The sequence below is a fragment of the Pseudomonas sp. B21-036 genome, from assembly GCF_024748925.1.
Lineage (GTDB): Bacteria > Pseudomonadota > Gammaproteobacteria > Pseudomonadales > Pseudomonadaceae > Aquipseudomonas > Aquipseudomonas palmensis.
Window position 1 is genome coordinate 2,178,498 of record NZ_CP087178.1, and the last position, 12,964, is coordinate 2,191,461.

Below are 12,964 nucleotides of genomic sequence, written 5' to 3' on the forward strand. Positions count from 1 at the left end.
AGGCAATCATGGCGCCCGATCTTGAGCAGCGATGCCCCGACAGCGTGCGGACAATCTTCATTTCACACAGCGAGACAGCGGATGTTCGCCAGTTCATAGGTCAGTACATCGACAGCCGTTGCCTGCGTTCCAGCCCTGCGGTGCGGAACATGGTCCTCGCCGTACTGGCGGACTACCCGGGTGAAGCACCGGTGCGCCTGTACGAGCTCAATGCCTGGCTTGACCACACACTGAGCAGGCGCCCCTTTTACCGGCCAAGTGTACACCTGCTGCAGCTGGTGGTCAGCAATCAGCACATCCCTGCACCCAGCGACCGGGTCGGCGGGGCGTCGACCGTGCAGTAATCGCGCGACGACCTAGCCCTGCTTTTTGATGATGGCATCGGCCACGCTCGCCGGCGCCTCGGCATACTTGGTGAACTCCATGGTGTAGCTGGCGCGGCCCTGGGTCATCGAGCGCATCTGCGTCGAATAGCCGAACATCTCGCCCAGCGGCACGTCGGCGCGGATCACCTTGCCGGCCGGGGTGTCCTCGCCTTCCTGGATCAGCCCGCGGCGCCGGCTGAGGTCGCCGAGGATGTCGCCCTGGTACTCCTCGGGGGTCACCACCTCGACCTTCATCACCGGCTCCAGCAGCACCGCACCGCCTTTCTGCGCCAGTTGCTTGGTGGCCATCGACGCCGCCACCTTGAACGCCATCTCGTTGGAGTCGACGTCGTGGTACGAGCCGTCGAACACCGTGGCCTTCAGGCCGATCAGCGGGTAGCCGGCCAGCACGCCGTTCTTCATCTGCTCCTCGATGCCTTTCTGGATCGCCGGGATGTACTCGCGCGGTATCACGCCGCCGACCACCTCGTTGACGAACTCCAGGCCTTCCTTGCCTTCCTCGGCCGGGGCGAAGCGGATCCAGCAGTGCCCGTACTGGCCGCGCCCGCCAGACTGGCGCACGAACTTGCCTTCGATCTCGCAGGTGTTGCGGATCTTCTCGCGATAGGCCACCTGCGGCTTGCCCACATTGGCCTCGACGCCGAATTCGCGGCGCATGCGGTCGACGATGATGTCCAGGTGCAACTCGCCCATGCCGGAGATGATCGTCTGCGCGGTTTCTTCATCGGTGCGCACGCGAAATGACGGGTCTTCCTGGGCCAGCTTGCTCAGGGCGATGCCCATCTTCTCCTGGTCGGCCTTGGTCCTGGGTTCCACGGCCACCGAGATCACCGGGTCTGGGAAGTCCATGCGTTCGAGGATGATCGGCTGGTTGATGTCGCACAGAGTGTCGCCGGTGGTCACGTCCTTCATGCCGATCAGTGCGGCAATGTCGCCGGCGCACACCGCCTTGATCTCGGCGCGCTGGTTGGCGTGCATCTGCACCATGCGGCCCACGCGCTCCTTCTTGCCCTTGACCGAGTTGAGTACCGCATCGCCCGAGTTCAGTACCCCGGAGTACACCCGGGCGAAGGTCAGGGTGCCTACAAAGGGGTCGGTGGCAATCTTGAAGGCCAGCGCCGAGAACGGCTCGCTGTCGTCGGCATGGCGCTCCAGGTGCCGGTCTTCATGATCCGGGTCGGTGCCGTTGATGGAGGGGATCTCGGACGGGGCGGGCAGGTAGTCGATCACCGCGTCGAGCATCAGCGGCACGCCCTTGTTCTTGAACGACGACCCGCAGATGGCCGGCACGATCTCGTTGTTGAGGGTGCGCTGGCGCAGCCCGGCCTTGATCTGCTCGTTGTCGAGTTCGGTGCCGTTGAGGTACAGCTCCATGAACTCGTCGTTGGCCTCGGCGGCGGCCTCGATCATGTGTGCACGCCACTCGGTGGCCAGCTCCAGCATGTCGGCCGGTATCGCCTCTTCGCGGTAGCTGGTGCCGTTGTCGGCCTCGTTCCAGTAGATGGCCTTCATCTTCACCAGGTCGATCTGGCCGATGAAGTGTTCCTCGGCGCCGATGGCCAGCTGGATCGGCACCGGGTGGTGGCCCAGGCGCTTGTCGATCTGTTTGACCACGCGCAGGAAGTCCGCGCCCTGGCGGTCCATCTTGTTGACGTAGGCCAGGCGCGGCACATGGTACTTGTTGGCCTGGCGCCACACCGTCTCGGACTGCGGCTCGACCCCGTCGGCGCCGCTGAACACCACCACCGCGCCATCGAGCACGCGCAGCGAGCGCTCCACCTCGATGGTGAAGTCGACGTGGCCGGGGGTATCGATGATGTTGAAGCGGAATTTCTCGGGGAACTGCTTGGTCGAGCCCTGCCAGAAGGCGGTGGTGGCGGCGGAGGTGATGGTGATGCCGCGTTCCTGTTCCTGGGCCATCCAGTCCATGGTCGCGGCGCCGTCGTGCACTTCGCCCATCTTGTGGTTGACCCCGGTGTAGAACAGGATGCGTTCGGTGGTGGTGGTCTTGCCCGCGTCGACGTGGGCGACAATGCCGATATTGCGGTACAGCTCGATGGGGGTGGTGCGCGCCATGGTCGTTCACCTGTGCAAAGGCGGGCAGCCTGTGGCCCGGGTTCTTCCAGTTAAGCAGAAGAATGCACGGCTGCTGCTACCGGTCGGCGCGTGTGTTCAGACCTCCACGGTGTAGTTCAGGCCCAGCTCGTCGCCGGGCAGGCCGCGTATGCCCCAGTTTTCGCGGGGGGTCTCGAACAGGGTGATCTCGATGTCCTGGGCGCCGATGCCAGTGTGCTCGCCGATGCGCTGGAACAGTTGGCGGATGAGGTCTTTCCTTGCGGCGCTGGAGCGGCCTTCGAACAGGCTGATCTCGATGATCAGGTAGTGTTCGCTGCGGTCGTCGGGGTAGAGGAAGTCGGCGGGGTCCAGGGCCAGGTAGCGCTGGAAGCGTTTTTCCGGCGGGTACTGCAGGGCGCTCATCACCGCGCCATGGATGGCTTCGGCAAGGGCAGGGCGGTGCTGGTCGAGGGTGGTGCGCAATCCATAGATCTTGATCTGGGCCATGCTGACGTTCCGTGTAGGGCGGGGGGAGGTGCATCGTGGCCGATGGCCCTGGCGCCGGCAAGGCCCCCGCTATCATCAGGCCCCGCCGCCAACCCTTCCAGCACCGCCATCGCCCGCTGCGCATCGGCCTGCGCGACGAAGATATGGTCATGGTAGAACGCGGCCACCACGTTGCAGCTGATGCCGGCCTGGCCCAGCGCCGTGGCGAACGCCGCGGTCAGGCCCACCGCCTCCAGCGACGAATGCACCATCAGGGTGATCCACGCGGCCTCGTAGCTGAAAGGCAGTTTCAGCGCCTCGGCCCGCCCACGCGACACGATCACCGTCAGCCCCTCCTGCTCGCGAAAACTGCCGATCACCTCGCCAGGCTGCAGCCCCGACCAGTCGGCCAGCGTGCAGAACACGTAGCTGCCTTCATTCAACTGCGGCCGCATGCTGCGCAACAGCGCGGCCAGACTTGTTTCACCCGACATGATCGTGCCCCTGCAAAAGAAATCGGCCGCCAGTCTGGCAGCCGATTGTTGATCAGCAAAATCAATTCTGCTGGGCCTGCATAAGTGCAGCTTCTGGCGTTCAGGCCTGCGTCCAGCGCCCATCCGCCGCATCCGAGCGCACGCAGGCATCAATGAAGCGCATGCCGCGTACCCCATCCTCGGCCGTCGGGCACAGCAGCGACTGCGCGCTCGGCGCACGGTGCTCGCGGCGCGCCATGATCCGCTCGGCCGCCTCGCTGTAGATGTTGGCGAACGCCTCCAGCAGCCCCTCCGGCTGGCCCGCCTTGATTCGCGTCGACAACCTGGCCGACTCGCTCAGCCAGGCCTCGCCACGACGCAGGATCTGGTGCGGCTGGTCCTGATGACGCAGCTCCAGCCGGTCGGGTTCCTCTTGATGCCAGTACAGCGACCCGGTGGAGCCGAACACGCGCAACTGCAGGCCATGCCGGTGCCCGGCCGCCACGAAGCTGGCCCACAGCATGCCGCGCGCGCCATTCTGCAGGCGCAGCTTCACGTGTGCGTTGTCGTCCGACTGGCGCCCCGGCACCAGGGTGCTCAGCTCGGCCGACACTTCACTGACCTCCTGCCCGGTGACAAAGCGCAGCAACTGGTGGGCATGCACGCCCACATCCGCCAGCACCGATGAGGCCCCGGCCTGGGCCGGATCGGTGCGCCAGGCCAGCGCCTTGACCCCTTGCTGCTCCAGCGGGTGGGTGCCGAAGGCGCTGGCGTGTTCCACCTGCACCAGGCGCACCTCGCCGATGGCGCCGCGCGCGATCAGCTCGCGGGCTTCGCGCACCAATGGGTAGCCACTGTAGTTGTGGGTCAGCAGGTGCAGCGCCGGGCCCTTGCGTGCGCGTTCAAGCAGTTGCTGCGCCTGGGCCAGGCTCGAGGCCAGCGGCTTGTCGCAGATCACGTCGATGCCCTGGTCGAGAAACGCCAGGCTGGCCGGCACGTGCACCGCGTTGGGCGCCATGATCGCCACCGCCTGCACGCCATCGGCGCGCGCGGCTTCGGCCACGGCCATGCCCTGGAAGTCCGGGTACACCCGCTCCGGCGCTACGCCGTAGGCCTGGGCAGCGGCGCGGTTGCGTGCCGGGTCGCGGGCGAAGACCCCGGCCACCAGTTCGAAGTGCCCGTCCAGTTGCGCGGCGTAGCGGTGGGTGGCGCCGATCGACGACTCCAGGCCGCCACCGACAAAACCCAGGCGCAGGCGCTGGCTGGGGTTGGCTACGGTTTTCATTGCGCGGCTCCTTGCGCGGTGCGCTGCAGGTGGGCGAAGTGGTTGATGGCCAGCACGTAGCCATGGGTGCCGAACCCGGCCAGTACCGCCTGGGTCACCAGCGACACATAGGAGTGGTGGCGGAAGGCTTCACGCTTGTGCACGTTGGAAATGTGCACCTCGATCACCGGTACCTCGGCGGCGATCAGTGCGTCGTGGATCGCCACCGAGGTATGGGTCCAGGCACCGGGGTTGATCACGATGCCGGCCACGCGGCCACGGGCCTGGTGAATCCAGTCGATCATCTGGCCCTCGTGGTTGGTCTGGTGGAACTCGATGTCCAGGTCCAGGCGTTGGCCGGCGCTGTGGCACAGCGCCTGCACATCGGCCAGGGTTTCGCGGCCGTACACCTCGGGCTGGCGCAGGCCGAGCATGTTGAGGTTGGGGCCATTGAGCACGAGCAGGGTCTTCATTGGGCGGTTTCCGTAGCAGGGGTGGTGCGCAGGGCCTTGGCCCGCAGCGCGTCATACACGGGTTTGTCGAGGGCCACGGCGTCCGGCTTGCCGAGCTGGTCCAGGGGCGTGCGGTAGGTTTCCGGAGCGCTCCAGGCAGCCACGGCCGAAATGGCGGTGACCGCGCAGGTGATGGCGCCGATCAGCAGCGGCACGTTGTTCGAGCCGGGCGGGGCCACGGCGGTGAACAGCGCCGGAAGCAGGGCGGTGATCATGTAGCCGACGTTCTGCGCGATGGCCATGGCCGACACGCGGTAGTGGGTCTGGAACTGTTCGGGGAAGAAGCTTGGGAAGATCGCGTTGTAGCCCTGGTAGACCATGCCCCACATCAGCAGCGAGGCGCCGAACGCCAGCGGCAGGTTGTGCAGGCTGATGGCATACAGGTAGACGAACGACATCAGCCCGCAGCCCAATGCGCTGCCGATGATCAGCGGGCGCCGGCCGATGCGGTCGGAGAGGTTGCCCACAAACGGGATCACCAGCACCGCGACGATGTTGCCCACCACCGGAATCCACAGGTACACGCTCTTGTCGAAGCCCACGCCATAGGCCGGCTGCACCGCGTAGGCGGCGCCGAAGATGGTGGTCACCACCGGGATCACGTTCATCAGCGACACGCCGAACACCACCAGCATGCCGCGCCAGCTGTAGGTGAAGGCATCGCGGATCGGCGAGCGCGCGGTCTGCTTGGCGGCCACCTTGAAGGCCTCGGGCTCCTTGACCTCGCGGCGAATGATGTAGGCGGCGATCAGCACCGCGGCGCTGAGCAGGAACGGGATGCGCCAGCCCCAGCTGTTGAAGGCGTCGCTGGGCATGAAGTACGCCAGCGGCAGGAACACCGCCGCTGCCATCACCTGGCCGGCCTGTACGCCCTGCAGGGTGAAGCTGGCAAAGAAGCCGCGGCGCCCGGGCGGTGCGTGTTCGAGAATCATCGAGCTGGCCCCGGCGATCTCGCCGGCCACCGCAAAGCCCTGCACCAGGCGCAGCACCACCAGCAACGCCGGCGCCCAGTAACCGATCTGCTCGAAGGTCGGCAGCAGGCCCACGGCCATGGTCGCGATGCCCATCAGAAACATGCACAGCAGCAACACGTTCTTGCGCCCGCGGGTGTCGCCCCAGTGGCCGAGCACGAAGGCCCCGACCGGGCGCGCCAGGTAGCCCACGCCATAGGTGGCCAGGGAGGCGAAGATGGCCAGCTTGGGGTCGGTGCTGGGGAAGAAGATCTGCGGGAAGATCAGCGCCGCGGCCTGGGCATAGATGAAGAAGTCGTAGTACTCCAGCGCGGAGCCGACCCAACCGCTGGCGGTGGCTTTGCGGGTTTGGCGCGCACTGTGCGCGGCGTCATGTGTGGCCATCGCAATTCTCCGTTTGTTGTTTTTATTGGGGGCACGCAGGCGTCCCGGCGCAGGGCCGGGGCACCGATGTTCAGAGGCTGTCGATCATTACCGTGTGGCCGCAGCGGGCGGCTTGGCCAATGGCGTCGATGACCTGCAGGTTGCGCAGGCCGTCGCGCACGCTCACCAGCGGCCGGGCCTGGCCACGGATCACCTGGCAAAAGTGCGCCAGCTGGCGGGCCAGCGGGTCGGCCTCGTCGAGGCTGGCGGTGGCGCACTGGAACGGCCGCCACCACGAGCGCTGTTCGTCGCGGGCGTAGTACTTGAGGCGCATGGTCGGTATCGACAGCGAGCCCTGGGTGCCGGCCAGTACGTAGCAGTCCTCGTCGGCGTAGCTGGGATAGTCGAGGTTCTCGCGGGCGGTCTGCTCCCAGCTGCGCGCGCAGGCGGCGGTGTCGGAGAGCATGAAGGTGCCCAGCGCGCCGCTGGCAAAGCGCAGGCTGATGGCGATGCTGTCTTCCACGGCAAAGCCGCGGGTGGCGTTGGACGCCTGGGCCTGCACCGCGACGATCTCGCCGCACAGCGAACGCAGGTTGCCGATCTCGTGGATCAGGTTGATCAGCACCGGGCCGCCGCCGGCCTCGCGGCGCCAGGGGGCGGCGTCGAAGTAGTCGTCGGGCTTGTAGAACAGCGCGCTGCCCATCACCGCCACCAGGTTGCCCAGTACCCCTTCGGCAATCACTTCGCGGGCCTTGTGCAGGATCGCACTGTGGGCGCGGTGGTGGCCCACCAGCAGGCGTGCATCACGCTGCTCGGCGATGGCCAGCAGGCGCTTGCCGTCTTCCAGGGTATGCGCCACCGGCTTTTCGATCAGTGCCGGTATGCCGTGCTCCACGCAGGCCAGTGCGCCGTCGACATGCAGGTGGTTGGGCGTGGCAAGGATCACCCCGTCCGGGCGCTGCGCGCCGAACAGTTCGGCCAGCCCCGGGTACAACGGTACGCCGCAGGCGTTGGCCAGTTCGGCGGCGGCGGGCGAGGGGTCGACGATGGCGGCCAGCTGGCACTCGGCGCTGGCCTGGATCAGTTCGATATGGCGGCGGCCGATCAGGCCGGCCCCGGCCACGGCAAGGCGTAATGCAGTCATGGTTCTCACTTTCTTGTTCTGGGTCGAAGCGCGTTTGTGAGAGGCTAATAAAAAAGCGCCAGGAGATAATCGGGCCAGATGAAGAATCAGAATGCGCTGATAGCGAATAATGAGCCGTTGCTGCGTGACCTTCAGTTGTTCTGCGAGGTGGCGCGGCGCTCCAGCTTCATCGCGGCAGCCACCGAGACCGGGCTGTCGCCGGCGCATGTGAGCAAGCGCATCGCCACCCTGGAGACGATGCTCGGGGTCAAGCTGTTCAACCGCACCACGCGGCGGGTCAACATCACCAGCGATGGCGAGGCGACGTTCGTGTGGGCGCAGAAGATCCTCGAGGACGTGGGCGCGATGTTCGATGCGTTGTCCGGCGGGCAGCGCGAGCCGCAAGGCACCTTGCGCGTGTGCACCAGCCTGCGCCTGGGGCGCGAGCACGTGGCGCCGATCCTGTCGTTGCTGCGGCGCCAGTACCCGGCGCTGGAGGTGTGGGTGGAGCTGCTGGACCGGCGCGTGGACCTGATTGCCGACAACTTCGATATCGATGTGCGGGTGGGCGAGGTGCAGGAAAAACACCTGATCGCGCACCGCATCGCCAGCAGCTCGCGGGTGCTGGCTGCCGCCCCGGACTACCTGGCGCGGCGCGGCCAGCCGCGGGTGCCGGCCGACCTGGCGCAGCATGACTGCCTGCTGTTTCGCAGCCGCGACGACCGTTTCGGGGTATGGCGCCTGGTGGGGCCCAATGGCGCCGAGACGGTGAAGGTGACCGGGCCGATGGCCTCCAACCACAGCGACATCGTGCGCCAGTGGGCCCATGACGGGCACGGCATCATCATGGCTTCGCGCTGGGACGTGGCGGCCAGCCTGACCAGCGGGGCGCTGGTACAGGTGCTGCCGGGGTATCACCAGCCGGCGGACATCTGGGCGGTGACGGCGGTGCGCTCGTCAAGTTCGGCCAAGGTGCGCAGTTGCGTGGCGTTTCTGCGTGAGCAACTGGCGCAGGGGCCCTATGCGCTGGCTGGGGGAAGGGCGGGGCAATAGTGGGACGGCCTTCGCCAGCAAGGCTGGCGCCTGCACCCTGCGGGCGAAGGCCGGGCCCTCAGAACCAGCGGTCGCTGCGCTTGCGCCCGCGGCTGAGCATCGGCAGGATCAGCCCCGCCAGCAAGCCGGCCCCGGCAATGCCGCCGCCGTACACCATGTAGCGCATCAGCACCTGCTTGTTCTCGTCGCCCAGCTGCGCCTGGGTAGCGCGCAGTTGCGATTGCGCATCGCCCAGCTCGGCATTGAGCGCGGTGCTGCGCGCCTCCAGTTCGTCGATCAGGGCCTTGCGTGAATCCAGTGTCTCCTGCATGCCCTGCACCCGGGTCTTCCAGCTGTCGTCGATGGTCTTGAGCTGCTCGCTCAACTGGCTCACCTGTTCGCTCAGTTGCGGCACGCGCTCTGCCTGGCCGGGCACCGTCTGCAGGTCGCTGCTGTTGATCCACACGGTATCGCCCGACTCGCCACGTACCTGGCTGTAGTTACCCTGGCTGGTCAGCAGGGTGACCTTCTGGCCGGATTTGAGGTTGCCGACGATCCGGTGCCCGTCGGTAGGGCCGCTGCGCACGTAGGTGCTGAGGCTGTCGCTGACCCAGCGTTCATTGCCGCTGCCTTCTTCGGCGTGGGCCGGGCCACACAGGATGACCAGGCTGCCGAGCAGGCCGGGGATAAGAGAGCGCCGTGCGCGAAGCTGAAAAGATGGGGGCATGGTGATCTTCTTGAAAACGGAAAAAATGAAACCCACAGACCATTTTTTGCCCGTCAGGTTCACTGCGCACTGACGAAGGGCAGGCACGAATCGTGGCAATGCCGGAGAAGTTTCCTACCTGACAGCAGGATGCCCCCTGATAGGGGCGGGGCATGACCGGGAATAGTCTTACGCGGCTTGAACAATGGTCTGTCTTTCTCATGTTATGGAGTCTTTCAATGGTTGCTAAACGCACCACGAATTACCTGGCCGCCAGCAGCCTGCTGATGGTGCTGGCCGGTTGTGCCGGCGTGCCCGTGCCCACCGAGCAGGTCGAACTGACCCGCAACGCGGTCAGCCGCGCCGTGACCGCCGACGCCACCCAGTACGCGCCAGCCGAAATGAAGGCCGCCCAGGACAAGCTGTACGCCGTCGAACGCGCCCTGGGCGAACGGAACCTTGTCGCGGCCCGCACCCTGGCCGAGCAGGCCGAGGCCGATGCCAACCTGGCCGAGCGCAAGGCGCGTGCCGCCAAGGCCCAGCAGCAACTGCGCAGCGCGCAGCAGGGCATTGAAGTGCTGAAGCAGGAAATGCTCCAGTCGCCCGACGCCATCACCCCCACGATCACGCCGTAAGGATGCCCGTCATGTCCGTCAAATACCTGTTGCCTGCCGTTTCCGTGATGGGCCTGTTGCTCGCCGGTTGCAGCACTACCGCCGAAAACCCTGGCCTGCTGCAAGCCCGCGAGCACTTCAGCGTGCTGCAGAGCAAGCCGGAGTCCAGCCGCCTGGCGGCACTGGAAACCAAGGATGCGTTCAATGCCCTGGGCAAGGCCGAGCTGGCTTCGATCAAGGACCGCAAGGCCCCGCAGATCGAGCAACTGGCCTACCTGGCCAACCAGAAGATCGCCGTCGCCGAGCAGACCATTGCCCTGCGCCAGGCCGAAGCCGGCCTGCAGGGCATCGAGGCGCAGCGCACCCAGGCCCGCCTGGACGTGCGTACCGCGCAGCTCAAGGCCCTGCAGCAGCTCAAGGCCAAGCAGACCGAGCGTGGCACCGTGGTGACCTTCGGCGATGTACTGTTCGACACCGGGCGTGCCGAGCTCAAGGCTGGCAGCCAGCGCAACATCGACCAGCTGGCCGAGTACCTGCGTGCCAACCCGGAGCGCAAGGTGCGGGTCGAGGGCTTCACCGACTCGACCGGCAGCGACAGCCTCAACCAGCAGTTGTCAGAGCGTCGCGCAGCGGCTGTGACCAACGCCCTGCGCCGCAACGGGGTGGATGCCGGGCGCATCATCAGTGCCGGCTATGGCAAGGAGTACCCGGTGGCCTCCAACGCCGACGCGCAGTCGCGTCAGCTCAACCGCCGCGTCGAAGTGATCATCTCCCACGGCAATGCTGCCGTCGGCCAGCGCTGAGGCCTACAGCAGCCGGGTCAGCAGCCAGTACAGCCCGCCCGACAGCATGATCGCTGCGGGCAGGGTCAGTACCCAGGCCATCGCCAGGTTGGCGATGGTGCGCAATTGCAGGCCCGAACCGTTGGCCACCATGGTGCCGGCCACCCCGGACGACAGTACGTGGGTGGTCGACACCGGCAGCCCGTACATGTCCGCCGCACCGATGGTGCACATCGCCACCAGCTCCGCCGAAGCCCCCTGGGCGTAGGTGAGGTGGGTCTTGCCGATCTTTTCGCCCACCGTGACCACGATGCGCCGCCAGCCGACCATCGTGCCCAGCCCAAGGGCAATCGCCACCGCCACCTTGACCCACAACGGAATGAACCGGGTGGCGTCGTCGATGCGGCTCTTGAACAGCTGCACCTGCGCGGTGGCGGCCGCGTCGAGCCCGCCGTGCTGGTGCTTTTGCATCAGGCGGATGGCTTCGCTGGTCAGGTACATGTCGTTGCGCACGTTGGCCATGGCCTCGGCCGGTACGTGGGTCAGCGAGCCGTAGCCTGCGACTTCCTCGCCGATCAGGCCGGCCAGTGCCGCCAGGGCCGGTACCAGCTCGGCGCTCGGTTGCCGCTCGCGCAGGTACAGGGTGAGGGTGGCGCGCGGGTCGCCGACATGAGGCTGCGCCGACTGGCCGAGCAACTGCTGCTGGGTGGCCTGGGCCACGGCGGCAAACTGCAGCGACTGGTCGGCCGGCATGGTGCGGTTCAGCGCGTAGGCCATCGGCAGGGTACCCACCAGAATCAGCATGATCAGGCCCATGCCCTTCTGCCCGTCGTTGGAGCCGTGGGCGAACGACACCCCGGTGCAGGTGGCGATCAGCAGGCCGCGAATCCACCAGGGCGGCGGGGCGTCGCCGACCGGCGCCTGGTACAGCTCGCGGCGCTTGACCAGCATGCGCAGGCCCACCAGCAGCAGCGCCGCACAGGCAAAGCCCACCAGGGGCGAGAACAGCAGCGCGTAGCCCACCTTGCTGGCCTGGGTCCAGTCCACGCCGCTGGTGCCGTCGCGCCCGTTCATCAGCGCATTGGCCACGCCCACGCCGATGATCGAGCCGATCAGGGTGTGCGAGGAGGAGGCCGGCAGCCCCAGCCACCAGGTGCCCAGGTTCCAGATGATCGCGGCCAGCAGCAGGGCGAAGACCATGGCAAAGCCGGTGGCCGAACCCACCTGCAGGATCAGCTCCACCGGCAGCAGGGCAATGATGCCGAAGGCCACCGCGCCGCTGGACAGCAGCACCCCGATGAAATTCCAGCACCCCGACCACACCACGGCAAACTGCGCCGGCAGCGAGTTGGTGTAGATCACGGTGGCCACGGCGTTGGCGGTGTCGTGGAAACCGTTGACGAATTCGAAACCCAGGGCAATCAGCAGTGCCAGGCCCAGCAGCAGGAAGGGCGTCCAGGTGGTGACCACGGTACCGGCGGCATCGATGTCGCGGAACAGGCTCCAGGCGGTGTACACCAGGCCCCCCAGCAACAGGCAGACGAACAGGGTGACGGAGGCGCGGCCGGGGCGGGTGGCCAGTTGTGCAAGGGAGGGGCGGCCACCCGCGGAGTCAAGGGTGGTGCTGATCGGGGTTGTCATTAGACGGGTCCGGTAGGGTGGAAGTCGTGCCTGGCGCATCAAGGATAAAAACCCTGAGTGATGGCATAGTGACTTCGATCAACAAAAACGCGGGTTGCCCAGCTACGCTTACACCCAGGCAGTGGGAGGAACGTGCCGATGATTCAGTGCAAACGGGCCTATGAGGCGCCTGCGCCGCAGGATGGCGAGCGGGTGCTGGTGGATCGGATGTGGCCGCGCAACCGGCGCAAGGATCAGTTGCACCTGAGTGCCTGGCTACCGGAGGTGGCGCCGTCGTCGGCCTTGCGCCAGGCCTTTCACCGCGGTGAGGTGGACTACGACGGGTTCTGCCAGCGGTATCGCCAGGAGCTGGCCGACCGGCCGCAGCATTGGTGGGGGCTGCTGGACAAGGCCCGTGGCGGCACCCTGACTCTGGTGTATGCGTTCAAGGATGAACAGCACAACAATGCGCGGGTGCTGGCCCAGTGGCTGGAGGATGAGCTGGATCGCCAGGGGCCCGGGAGTTCGCCGGTTTGCTATGCCGATGAGCTGGGGCCTAAAGTGTGACTCTCTGAAT

The 12,964-nt window shown here is 66.6% G+C and carries 13 protein-coding genes and 1 pseudogene; 5 read left to right on the forward strand and 9 right to left on the reverse strand.

Going from position 1 to position 12,964, the window contains the following annotated elements:
• The first annotated feature begins 8 nt into the window (after positions 1 to 8).
• Positions 9 to 344 (forward strand): hypothetical protein, encoded by a 336-nt coding sequence (locus LOY33_RS09680; RefSeq protein WP_258662507.1) that lies wholly within the window; start codon positions 9 to 11, stop codon positions 342 to 344.
• Between the two features lie 12 nt (positions 345 to 356).
• On the opposite strand, the gene fusA is transcribed toward LOY33_RS09680, so the two are convergent.
• The 7 genes and pseudogenes from fusA to LOY33_RS09715 form a co-directional block, all read right to left on the reverse strand.
• Positions 357 to 2,462 carry an elongation factor G gene (fusA, locus tag LOY33_RS09685; protein WP_078481078.1) on the reverse strand — a complete coding sequence of 702 codons (2,106 nt, stop codon included), beginning with the start codon at positions 2,460 to 2,462 and terminating at the stop codon, positions 357 to 359.
• 96 nt (positions 2,463 to 2,558) lie between these two features.
• Positions 2,559 to 2,948, reverse strand: a complete 390-nt coding sequence (locus LOY33_RS09690; protein WP_078481076.1) for a tautomerase family protein — start codon at positions 2,946 to 2,948, stop codon at positions 2,559 to 2,561.
• Between the two features lie 74 nt (positions 2,949 to 3,022).
• Positions 3,023 to 3,421, reverse strand: a pseudogene (locus LOY33_RS09695) (ACT domain-containing protein); the annotation flags it as partial.
• Between the two features lie 100 nt (positions 3,422 to 3,521).
• Positions 3,522 to 4,685 (reverse strand): Gfo/Idh/MocA family protein, encoded by a 1,164-nt coding sequence (locus LOY33_RS09700; RefSeq protein WP_258662508.1) that lies wholly within the window; start codon positions 4,683 to 4,685, stop codon positions 3,522 to 3,524.
• On the reverse strand, positions 4,682 to 5,137 hold the full coding sequence (gene aroQ / locus LOY33_RS09705; protein WP_258662509.1) for a type II 3-dehydroquinate dehydratase: 456 nt from the start codon (positions 5,135 to 5,137) through the stop codon (positions 4,682 to 4,684). The genes LOY33_RS09700 and aroQ overlap by 4 nt, the downstream gene beginning before the upstream one ends.
• Positions 5,134 to 6,531 (reverse strand): MFS transporter, encoded by a 1,398-nt coding sequence (locus LOY33_RS09710; protein WP_043861096.1) that lies wholly within the window; start codon positions 6,529 to 6,531, stop codon positions 5,134 to 5,136. Before LOY33_RS09710 ends, aroQ begins: the two co-directional genes overlap by 4 nt.
• A gap of 70 nt (positions 6,532 to 6,601) precedes the next feature.
• Positions 6,602 to 7,654 carry a Gfo/Idh/MocA family protein gene (locus LOY33_RS09715; RefSeq protein ID WP_043861095.1) on the reverse strand — a complete coding sequence of 351 codons (1,053 nt, stop codon included), beginning with the start codon at positions 7,652 to 7,654 and terminating at the stop codon, positions 6,602 to 6,604.
• 78 nt (positions 7,655 to 7,732) lie between these two features.
• On the opposite strand from LOY33_RS09715, the gene LOY33_RS09720 reads away from it, so the two are divergent.
• Positions 7,733 to 8,686 carry a LysR family transcriptional regulator gene (locus LOY33_RS09720; RefSeq protein ID WP_043861094.1) on the forward strand — a complete coding sequence of 318 codons (954 nt, stop codon included), beginning with the start codon at positions 7,733 to 7,735 and terminating at the stop codon, positions 8,684 to 8,686.
• Positions 8,687 to 8,744: 58 nt separating this feature from the next.
• On the opposite strand, the gene LOY33_RS09725 is transcribed toward LOY33_RS09720, so the two are convergent.
• On the reverse strand, positions 8,745 to 9,392 hold the full coding sequence (locus LOY33_RS09725) for a TIGR04211 family SH3 domain-containing protein (protein WP_054916521.1): 648 nt from the start codon (positions 9,390 to 9,392) through the stop codon (positions 8,745 to 8,747).
• A gap of 218 nt (positions 9,393 to 9,610) precedes the next feature.
• Here LOY33_RS09725 and LOY33_RS09730 point away from each other — a divergent pair, with 218 nt between their 5' ends.
• A complete protein-coding gene (locus tag LOY33_RS09730; protein ID WP_052504235.1) occupies positions 9,611 to 10,006 on the forward strand; it encodes a DUF4398 domain-containing protein in 396 nt (131 codons plus the stop codon).
• An 11-nt stretch (positions 10,007 to 10,017) separates the two neighbouring features.
• The gene (locus LOY33_RS09735; protein WP_043861092.1) at positions 10,018 to 10,788 is read left to right on the forward strand and encodes an OmpA family protein; all 771 of its coding nucleotides are present in this window, start codon (positions 10,018 to 10,020) and stop codon (positions 10,786 to 10,788) included.
• 3 nt (positions 10,789 to 10,791) lie between these two features.
• Here the strand turns inward: LOY33_RS09735 and LOY33_RS09740 are convergent, their stop codons facing one another.
• Positions 10,792 to 12,408 carry an inorganic phosphate transporter gene (locus tag LOY33_RS09740; RefSeq protein ID WP_054916494.1) on the reverse strand — a complete coding sequence of 539 codons (1,617 nt, stop codon included), beginning with the start codon at positions 12,406 to 12,408 and terminating at the stop codon, positions 10,792 to 10,794.
• Between the two features lie 138 nt (positions 12,409 to 12,546).
• Here LOY33_RS09740 and LOY33_RS09745 point away from each other — a divergent pair, with 138 nt between their 5' ends.
• Entirely contained in the window at positions 12,547 to 12,954 is a 408-nt protein-coding gene (locus LOY33_RS09745; RefSeq protein WP_054916493.1) for a DUF488 domain-containing protein, read from the forward strand.
• Positions 12,955 to 12,964 lie beyond the last annotated feature (10 nt).

Excerpts from the sequence above, each read along its gene's own strand:
- LOY33_RS09680 (WP_258662507.1), top strand. The coding sequence starts at position 9 with ATGGCGCCCGATCTTGAGCAGCGATGCCCCGACAGCGTGCGGACAATC.
- fusA (WP_078481078.1), bottom strand. The coding sequence starts at position 2,462 with ATGGCGCGCACCACCCCCATCGAGCTGTACCGCAATATCGGCATTGTC.
- LOY33_RS09690 (WP_078481076.1), bottom strand. The coding sequence starts at position 2,948 with ATGGCCCAGATCAAGATCTATGGATTGCGCACCACCCTCGACCAGCAC.
- LOY33_RS09700 (WP_258662508.1), bottom strand. The coding sequence starts at position 4,685 with ATGAAAACCGTAGCCAACCCCAGCCAGCGCCTGCGCCTGGGTTTTGTC.
- aroQ (WP_258662509.1), bottom strand. The coding sequence starts at position 5,137 with ATGAAGACCCTGCTCGTGCTCAATGGCCCCAACCTCAACATGCTCGGC.
- LOY33_RS09710 (WP_043861096.1), bottom strand. The coding sequence starts at position 6,531 with ATGGCCACACATGACGCCGCGCACAGTGCGCGCCAAACCCGCAAAGCC.
- LOY33_RS09715 (WP_043861095.1), bottom strand. The coding sequence starts at position 7,654 with ATGACTGCATTACGCCTTGCCGTGGCCGGGGCCGGCCTGATCGGCCGC.
- LOY33_RS09720 (WP_043861094.1), top strand. The coding sequence starts at position 7,733 with ATGAAGAATCAGAATGCGCTGATAGCGAATAATGAGCCGTTGCTGCGT.
- LOY33_RS09725 (WP_054916521.1), bottom strand. The coding sequence starts at position 9,392 with ATGCCCCCATCTTTTCAGCTTCGCGCACGGCGCTCTCTTATCCCCGGC.
- LOY33_RS09730 (WP_052504235.1), top strand. The coding sequence starts at position 9,611 with ATGGTTGCTAAACGCACCACGAATTACCTGGCCGCCAGCAGCCTGCTG.
- LOY33_RS09735 (WP_043861092.1), top strand. The coding sequence starts at position 10,018 with ATGTCCGTCAAATACCTGTTGCCTGCCGTTTCCGTGATGGGCCTGTTG.
- LOY33_RS09740 (WP_054916494.1), bottom strand. The coding sequence starts at position 12,408 with ATGACAACCCCGATCAGCACCACCCTTGACTCCGCGGGTGGCCGCCCC.
- LOY33_RS09745 (WP_054916493.1), top strand. The coding sequence starts at position 12,547 with ATGATTCAGTGCAAACGGGCCTATGAGGCGCCTGCGCCGCAGGATGGC.